The organism is Bacillus sp. FSL R9-9492, assembly GCF_038007365.1.
GTDB lineage: Bacteria > Bacillota > Bacilli > Bacillales > Bacillaceae_G > Bacillus_A > Bacillus_A mycoides.
On sequence record NZ_JBBOXC010000001.1, the window covers coordinates 1 to 7,500 of the forward strand.

6 protein-coding genes (1 of these 6 only partly in view) are annotated in these 7,500 nt (G+C 35.3%); all 6 read left to right on the forward strand.

Translation table 11 applies throughout. The features are described from left to right. Positions 1-1,341, forward strand: a complete 1,341-nt coding sequence (gene dnaA / locus MKY70_RS00005) for a chromosomal replication initiator protein DnaA (RefSeq protein WP_002016481.1) — start codon at positions 1-3, stop codon at positions 1,339-1,341. Positions 1,342-1,523: 182 nt separating this feature from the next. Further along, a complete protein-coding gene (dnaN, locus tag MKY70_RS00010) occupies positions 1,524-2,669 on the forward strand; it encodes a DNA polymerase III subunit beta (RefSeq protein WP_002130198.1) in 1,146 nt (381 codons plus the stop codon). Positions 2,670-2,797: 128 nt separating this feature from the next. Then, a complete protein-coding gene (gene yaaA / locus MKY70_RS00015; RefSeq protein ID WP_002016484.1) occupies positions 2,798-3,010 on the forward strand; it encodes a S4 domain-containing protein YaaA in 213 nt (70 codons plus the stop codon). Between the two features lie 12 nt (positions 3,011-3,022). Continuing rightward, positions 3,023-4,150: a DNA replication/repair protein RecF gene (gene recF / locus MKY70_RS00020; RefSeq protein ID WP_002034987.1), complete on the forward strand. Its 1,128-nt coding sequence runs from the start codon at positions 3,023-3,025 to the stop codon at positions 4,148-4,150. A 38-nt stretch (positions 4,151-4,188) separates the two neighbouring features. Next, positions 4,189-6,111 (forward strand): DNA topoisomerase (ATP-hydrolyzing) subunit B, encoded by a 1,923-nt coding sequence (gene gyrB, locus MKY70_RS00025; RefSeq protein ID WP_044438325.1) that lies wholly within the window; start codon positions 4,189-4,191, stop codon positions 6,109-6,111. Between the two features lie 88 nt (positions 6,112-6,199). Continuing rightward, positions 6,200-7,500 carry the 5' portion of a DNA gyrase subunit A gene (gyrA, locus tag MKY70_RS00030; protein ID WP_002034984.1) on the forward strand. It continues 1,171 nt past the right edge of the window, so only the first 1,301 of its 2,472 coding nucleotides appear in the window; it begins with the start codon at positions 6,200-6,202; the stop codon falls past the right edge of the window.

Below are 7,500 nucleotides of genomic sequence, written 5' to 3' on the forward strand. Positions count from 1 at the left end.
TTGGAAAATATCTCTGATTTATGGAATAGTGCCTTAAAAGAATTAGAAAAAAAGGTAAGCAAGCCAAGTTATGAAACCTGGTTAAAATCAACAACTGCTCATAACTTAAAAAAAGATGTATTAACTATTACAGCTCCAAATGAATTTGCTCGTGACTGGCTAGAATCTCATTATTCGGAACTAATCTCCGAAACACTTTATGATTTAACAGGGGCAAAACTAGCTATTCGTTTTATCATTCCCCAAAGTCAGGCAGAAGAGGATATAGATCTCCCTTCTGTTAAGCAAAAACATGCACATGATGAGTCTAATCACTTACCACAGAGTATGTTAAACCCAAAATATACATTTGATACATTTGTTATTGGATCTGGTAATCGTTTTGCACATGCTGCTTCTTTAGCTGTAGCTGAAGCACCAGCTAAAGCCTATAATCCGCTCTTTATTTACGGGGGCGTTGGACTTGGAAAAACACATTTAATGCACGCAATTGGGCATTATGTAATTGAACACAACCCAAATGCAAAAGTTGTATATTTATCATCTGAAAAATTTACAAATGAATTTATTAATTCAATTCGTGATAATAAAGCTGTCGATTTTCGTAATAAATATCGTAATGTAGATGTCTTATTGATAGATGATATTCAATTTCTTGCTGGAAAAGAACAAACACAGGAAGAGTTTTTCCATACATTTAATGCGTTACATGAAGAAAGTAAACAAATTGTGATTTCAAGCGATAGACCACCAAAAGAAATCCCAACTTTAGAAGATCGCCTTCGTTCTCGCTTTGAATGGGGGTTAATTACGGACATTACGCCACCAGATTTAGAAACTAGAATCGCAATTTTACGTAAAAAAGCAAAAGCAGAAGGTCTTGATATACCAAATGAAGTTATGCTTTATATCGCAAATCAAATCGATTCAAATATTCGTGAACTAGAGGGTGCACTTATTCGAGTTGTAGCTTATTCATCTTTAATTAATAAAGATATGAATGCTGATTTAGCGGCTGAAGCACTTAAAAATATTATTCCAAACTCTATACCTAGAATTATTTCTATTTCTGATATTCAAAAGGCTGTTGGGGGCGTCTATCAAGTAAAATTAGAAGATTTCAAAGCAAAAAAACGGACAAAATCCGTTGCATTCCCTCGCCAAATTGCGATGTATTTATCACGTGAACTTACGGACTCATCTTTGCCAAAAATAGGTGAAGAATTTGGTGGCCGCGATCATACAACAGTAATCCATGCTCACGAAAAAATTTCGAAGCTATTAAAAACGGATACTCAATTACAAAAACACGTTGAAGAAGTTAAGGATATTTTAAAATAGTAGTAGCTGAATAGTGTGAATAACTTAGCTTATTTTACGCACAGTCTATCCACATGTAGATAGACTGTTTTTACATCTTTAAACAGGGTTATCCACATATCCACAAGCCCTAGTACTATTACTACTACTTTTATATCTTTATTAAATAAATAAAATCTTATACTTACCGGAGGTTTTTCGTTATGCGTTTTACAATACAAAAAGACTATCTTGTAAGAAGTGTACAAGATGTAATGAAGGCAGTTTCTTCTCGTACAACAATTCCAATTCTTACAGGGATTAAAGTTGTAGCAACTGAAGAAGGAGTTACTTTAACGGGTAGTGATGCAGACATCTCTATCGAATCATTTATCCCAGTCGAAGATGCTGGAAAAGAAATTGTGGAAATTAAACAATCAGGAAGTATTATTTTACAAGCAAAATATTTTAGTGAGATCGTAAAAAAATTACCTAAAGAAACTGTCGAAATTTCTGTGGAAAATCATTTTATGACAAAAATAAAATCTGGAAAATCAGAGTTCAACTTAAATGGTTTAGATGCTGCTGAATATCCGTTATTACCACAAATTGAAGAACATCATGTATTTAAGATTCCAACGGATTTACTAAAGCACATGATTCGTCAAACAGTATTTGCAGTTTCAAGTTCTGAAACAAGACCAATCTTGACAGGTGTAAACTGGAAGGTATATAACAGCGAGCTAACTTGTATTGCAACAGATAGTCACAGACTAGCACTTCGTAAAGCAAAAATCGAAGGGTATAATATTGCCGATGAATTTCAAGCGAATGTCGTTATTCCTGGTAAGAGCTTAAGTGAATTAAGTAAAATTCTAGATGAATCTGAAGAAATGGTAGATATCGTTATTACGGAGTATCAAGTATTATTCCGTACAAAACATTTATTATTCTTCTCAAGATTATTAGAAGGAAATTATCCAGATACAACGCGTTTAATTCCAGCTGAAAGTAAAACTGATATATTTGTAAATACAAAAGAATTTTTACAAGCGATTGATCGTGCGTCGCTGTTAGCAAGAGATGGTCGTAACAACGTTGTTAAATTATCGACATTAGAACAACAGATGTTAGAGATTTCTTCGAATGCACCAGAAATCGGAAAAGTAGTAGAAGAGGTTCAATGTGAAAATGTAGATGGAGAAGAATTAAAAATATCTTTTAGTGCAAAATATATGATGGACGCATTAAAGGCTTTAGACAGTACAGAAATTAAAGTTAGTTTTACTGGAGCGATGAGACCGTTTTTAATTCGCACAGTAAATGATAATTCCATTATCCAATTAATTTTACCAGTCCGTACTTACTAAGTAAGGATTAAGGGTTGCTAGTGTAAAGGTACTAGTGACCCTTATTTGATTTGTGGGGTATTACTTTCCTAATGCTAGTTTATTTAGTACAATGAAAGAATGAACACTCTCAGAAAGTGAGCGATTTTATGAAACTTATTAAGATTTCAACAGAATACATTACACTAGGACAATTTTTAAAGTTAGCTGATGTAATTGATACAGGTGGCGCTGTGAAATGGTTCTTACAAGAATATGAAGTATACGTGAATCAAGAACTTGAAAATAGAAGAGGCCGAAAGTTATATGCAAATGATATTGTTGAAATTCCGGGAAGCGGAACTTTCCAAGTTCAGGCATAAAGGGGGATCCCTTTGTTTATTACAGAAATACAATTAAAAAACTATCGCAATTATGAGCATTTAGAGCTTTCCTTTGAGGATAAAGTCAATGTAATTATTGGTGAAAATGCGCAAGGGAAAACGAATCTGATGGAAGCTATTTATGTATTGGCGATGGCGAAATCTCATAGAACTTCGAACGATCGTGAACTCATTCGTTGGGATGAGGATTATGGTAATATAAAAGGTAGATTACAAAGGCGAAATAGTTCAATATCCTTAGAATTAAATATTTCAAAAAAAGGTAAAAAGGCAAAGTTAAATCAGTTAGAACAACAAAAATTGAGCCAGTATATTGGTGAAATGAATGTTGTTATGTTTGCCCCAGAAGATTTAAATCTTGTAAAAGGAAGCCCTCAAGTACGAAGACGCTTTTTGGATATGGAACTTGGACAAATAGCTCCGGTCTATTTGTATGAATTAAGTCAATATCAAAAGGTACTCACGCAACGAAATCATTTACTTAAGAAGATGCAAGGGAATAGTAAAAATGAAGAAACGATGTTGGATGTATTTACACTTCAACTTATTGAGCATGGTGCAAAAATTTTGCGAAAACGTTTTGAGTTTTTGCATTTACTACAAGAATGGGCTGCTCCAATTCATCGCGGAATTAGCAGGGGATTAGAGGAGTTAGAAATCGTTTATAAACCAAGTGTAGATGTATCAGAATCAATGGATTTGTCGAAAATAAAAGAAGTATACTATGAAAGTTTTCAATCTGTGAAACAACGTGAAATTTTTCGGGGTACAACTTTACTTGGTCCTCATCGTGATGATTTACAATTCTTCGTTAATAGTAAAAATGTTCAAGTCTTTGGTTCACAAGGACAACAACGAACAACCGCACTATCCCTAAAATTGGCTGAAATTGAATTGATATACTCAGAGGTTAAGGAATATCCAATTCTTTTACTAGATGATGTGTTATCAGAATTAGATGATTATCGTCAATCGCATCTGCTAAATACAATTCAAGGAAAAGTACAAACCTTTGTGACAACGACGAGTGTCGAGGGAATTGAACATGAAACATTGAAAGAAGCGAAAACAATTCATGTAACGAACGGCACGGTAGATTGTGAAATAGACAGAAAATAATTTCTGTTTAAATGGAAAAGTAGGTGATCTTTGTGTCAATGGAACAAAAGCAAATACAGGAAAATGCATATGATGAAAGTCAGATTCAGGTGTTAGAAGGACTGGAGGCAGTTCGAAAGCGTCCTGGTATGTATATCGGTTCTACAAGTGGAAAAGGTCTTCATCACCTCGTGTGGGAAATTGTTGATAACAGTATTGATGAAGCTTTAGCAGGATATTGTGATGAAATTAATGTCAGTATTGAAGAAGATAATAGTATTGTTGTAACAGATGATGGTCGTGGTATCCCTGTTGGTATACAAGAAAAAATGGGACGTCCTGCTGTAGAAGTTATTATGACGGTACTCCATGCCGGTGGTAAATTTGGCGGTGGTGGTTATAAAGTTTCTGGTGGTTTGCATGGTGTAGGTGCATCTGTTGTAAATGCTTTATCAACAGAATTAGAGGTATTTGTACATCGAGATGGAAAAATACACTATCAAAAATATGAACGTGGGATCCCGGCTGCGGATTTAAAAGTAATAGGTGAAACTGATCGTACAGGAACGATCACACGCTTTAAGCCAGATTCAGAAATTTTTACAGAGACGACAGAATACGAATTTGATACATTAGCGACTCGTATGCGTGAGTTGGCGTTTTTAAATCGTAATATTAAATTAACAATTGAAGATAAGCGTGAACATAAGCAAAAGAAAGAATTCCATTATGAAGGTGGAATTAAATCATATGTTGAACATTTAAATCGTTCAAAACAACCGATTCATGAAGAACCTGTATATGTTGACGGTTCAAAAGATGGGATTCAGGTTGAGGTTGCTCTTCAATATAACGAAGGCTATACAAATCATATTTATTCATTTACAAATAATATTCATACGTATGAAGGCGGTACACATGAGGTAGGTTTTAAGACTGCTCTAACACGTGTAATTAACGATTATGGTCGTAAAAATAATATTTTAAAAGATGCGGATAGTAATTTAACTGGTGAAGATGTTCGTGAAGGCTTAACAGCAATCGTGTCAATTAAGCATCCAAATCCACAATTTGAAGGACAAACAAAGACGAAACTTGGAAATAGTGAAGCGAGAACGATTACAGAGTCTGTATTCTCAGAGGCGTTTGAAAAGTTCTTACTAGAAAATCCCAATGTTGCACGTAAAATTATAGATAAAGGGACTATGGCAGCACGTGCACGTGTAGCGGCTAAAAAGGCTCGTGAACTAACGCGCCGAAAGAGTGCTCTAGAAGTTTCAAGTTTACCAGGGAAGCTAGCTGATTGTTCTTCTAAAGATCCAGCAATTAGCGAAATTTATATCGTGGAGGGTGACTCTGCGGGCGGATCTGCAAAACAAGGACGCGATCGTCATTTTCAAGCGATTTTACCACTGAAGGGTAAAATTATTAACGTTGAAAAGGCACGTTTAGATAAGATTTTATCAAATGATGAAGTTCGTACAATTATTACAGCAATTGGTACAAATATTGGTGGGGATTTTGCTATTGAAAAAGCTCGCTATCATAAAGTTATTATTATGACAGATGCCGATGTTGATGGTGCACATATTCGTACCCTATTATTAACGTTCTTCTATCGTTATATGCGTCAAATCATTGAGTGTGGATATATATATATCGCACAGCCACCGTTGTTTAAAGTACAACAAGGTAAAAAAATTCAATATGCTTATAACAATAAAGAACTTGAAAAAATACTAGCTGAATTACCAGCTCAACCTAAGCCTGGGATTCAGCGTTATAAAGGTCTAGGGGAAATGAATCCAACTCAGCTGTGGGAGACGACAATGGACCCAGAAGTACGTTCGTTACTTCAAGTTTCCCTTCAAGATGCAATTGAAGCGGATGAAACATTTGAAATTTTGATGGGTGATAAAGTAGAGCCGCGTCGTAACTTTATCCAAGAAAATGCAAAATACGTGAAAAACCTTGATATTTAAGTGAGTAATGACAGGAATCTAAGTATTCCTGTCTTCTACATATAAATCAATGTATGTGTAACGGAAATGTAAGAGGAGGTGCTCGTTGATGTCAGACAATCAACAACAAGCACGAATTCGAGAAATTAATATTAGTCATGAAATGCGTACCTCATTTTTAGATTACGCAATGAGTGTTATCGTGTCTCGTGCATTACCAGATGTTCGTGATGGATTAAAACCAGTTCATCGTAGGGTTTTATATGCGATGAATGATTTAGGAATTACAGCTGATAAAGCATATAAGAAGTCGGCGCGTATTGTCGGCGAAGTAATTGGTAAGTATCACCCGCACGGTGATTCAGCTGTTTATGAAACAATGGTACGTATGGCACAAGATTTTAGTCAACGTTACATGCTTGTTGATGGACATGGTAATTTCGGTTCTGTTGATGGAGATTCAGCGGCAGCAATGCGTTATACAGAAGCAAGAATGTCTAAGATTTCTATGGAATTAATACGTGATATTACAAAGAATACAATTGATTATCAAGATAACTACGATGGTTCTGAAAGAGAGCCAGTTGTATTACCAGCGCGTTTCCCTAACTTATTAGTCAATGGTACGACGGGTATTGCGGTTGGTATGGCAACAAACATTCCACCGCATCAACTTGGAGAAGTAATTGATGGTGTGTTGGCATTAAGTCATAACCCTGATATCACTATCGCGGAATTAATGGAATATATTCCTGGACCAGACTTCCCGACTTCAGGTTTAATCTTAGGGCGAAGTGGAATTCGAAGAGCTTACGAAACAGGTCGCGGTTCTATTATACTTCGTGCTAAAGTTGAAATTGAAGAGAGAGCAAATGGTAAACAAACTATTATCGTAACAGAACTACCTTATCAAGTTAATAAGGCGCGATTAATTGAAAAGATCGCAGAACTAGTTCGTGATAAGAAAATCGAAGGTATTACAGATTTACGTGATGAATCAGATCGAAATGGTATGCGTATTGTTATGGAAGTACGTCGTGATGCCAATGCCAATGTACTATTAAATAATCTATATAAACATACAGCACTCCAAACAAGTTTCGGTATTAATATGTTGTCTCTTGTAAATGGAGAGCCACAAGTCTTAAATTTAAAACAAAATCTATATTATTATTTAGAGCATCAAAAGGTAGTGATTCGTAGACGTACTGCTTATGAATTAGAGAAAGCAGAAGCGCGTGCTCATATTTTAGAAGGCTTACGAATTGCTTTAGATCATCTTGATGAAGTTATTACTTTAATCCGTAGTTCAAAAACAGCTGATATTGCAAAACAAGGTTTAATGGAACGTTTCGGCTTAAGTGAGAAACAAGCGCAAGCGATTTTAGATATGCGTTTGCAACGTTTAAC

Excerpts from the sequence above, each read along its gene's own strand:
- gyrB (WP_044438325.1), top strand. The coding sequence starts at position 4,189 with ATGGAACAAAAGCAAATACAGGAAAATGCATATGATGAAAGTCAGATT.
- dnaN (WP_002130198.1), top strand. The coding sequence starts at position 1,524 with ATGCGTTTTACAATACAAAAAGACTATCTTGTAAGAAGTGTACAAGAT.
- yaaA (WP_002016484.1), top strand. The coding sequence starts at position 2,798 with ATGAAACTTATTAAGATTTCAACAGAATACATTACACTAGGACAATTT.